The following is a 1,237-nucleotide window of genomic DNA, read 5'->3' as shown; positions in this document are numbered from 1 at the left end:
GCTCTCGGTTGAGGGCGGCGTAGTAGGCAGTCTCGTACTCGGCCGGGGTGGTCATAGCCAGGGACGAGTGGAGCCTTCGATTGTTGTACCACTCGACCCATCCGGCGGTGGCGTACTCGACGTCGGCGATGGTCTTGTACGGGCCGTTGTGGAAGATCGTGGTGGTGATGCACTCGGTCTTGTACAAGCCGATGACGCATTCCATGAGCGCGTTGTCATACGCATCGGCGACGGTCCCGATGGACGCGGCGATGCCCTCGGCGGCCAGGTGCTCGGCGAAGCGAAGGCTCGTGTACTGCGACCCGGCATCGCTGTGCGCGATCAGCTCGCCGGGCTGCACAGGGTGCCCGTGCCGGTCACGGTCCCACAACGCGATCCGCAGCGGGGTCAGGACCAGCGGGGTCGTCTTGGCCGTCGCGGCATGCCAGGCGAGGATTCTCTGCGAGTAGCAGTCCAGCACGAACGCGACGTATACGAAGCCCGCCCACGTGCGCACATAGGTGAAGTCCGCGACCCACTTCGTGTTCGGCGCGGCCGCGGTGAAGTCTCGATTGAGCAGGTCACCGGCACGGCAGCCGTCCTTGGCCGGGACGGTGGTGCGCACTGGCCTGCCTCGACGCACACCGTTCATCCCCGCAACCCGCATGAGCCGGTCCACACGACCGGCGCCGACCTGGTGACCTTCTCGACGCAGCCACGCGGTCATCTTCCGACGCCCGTACAGCCCTTCCGGGGTGCCGACAAGGTCGTGCAGGACGTTGAGCAGGACCGCGTCGGACGTGTCACGAGCCGACGCGCTGCGGCGGCGCCACGCCCGGTAGGTGCGTGCGGCGATCTGACAGCCCTCCTGACGGAGCACCCTGCAGATCGACTCGACCGCATGCCCCTTGGCGCGCATCTGATCGATGAATCCCATGATCATCGGTTGCGGGGGTCGAGCTCCCCCGCGAAGAAAATCGAGGCCTTGCGCAGGATCTCGTTGTCCTCCCGCAATCGCTTGACCTCGCCGCGCAGGCGCTTGAGCTCGGCCAGGTCATCGCTGGTCGGCCCGTCCTTGAGGCCGGCGTCGACGCGGTGCTGACAGACCCAGCGGCGCAAGGTCTCGCGCCCCACGTCGACCTTCGGCGACACCAAAGCCACGGCCTTCGTGACTGACCCGGCTTCCTCGACACGGTCCAGGACCATCCGCACCGCGCGGTCCTTCACCTCGGGATCGAACTTCTTCGGCATGAACAAC

At 66.7% G+C, this 1,237-nt stretch carries 1 protein-coding gene and 1 other annotated feature; the gene reads right to left on the bottom strand.

The genetic code is table 11. The features are described 5' to 3' along the window. A protein-coding gene (locus tag AB0302_RS11390) for an IS3 family transposase (protein WP_366372173.1) occupies positions 1-1,230 on the bottom strand; the annotation gives its coding sequence in 2 pieces (ribosomal slippage) (positions 1-957 and positions 957-1,230; 1,231 coding nt annotated over the 2 pieces). This gene is flagged as partial in the annotation. Further along, positions 827-961, bottom strand: a sequence feature (AL1L pseudoknot). It overlaps the preceding gene by 135 nt. Positions 1,231-1,237: the final 7 nt, after the last annotated feature.

The sequence above is a fragment of the Micrococcus sp. NPDC078436 genome, assembly GCF_040702705.1.
Classification (GTDB): domain Bacteria; phylum Actinomycetota; class Actinomycetes; order Actinomycetales; family Micrococcaceae; genus Micrococcus.
This window is presented reverse-complemented; position numbering and strand designations above follow the sequence as displayed.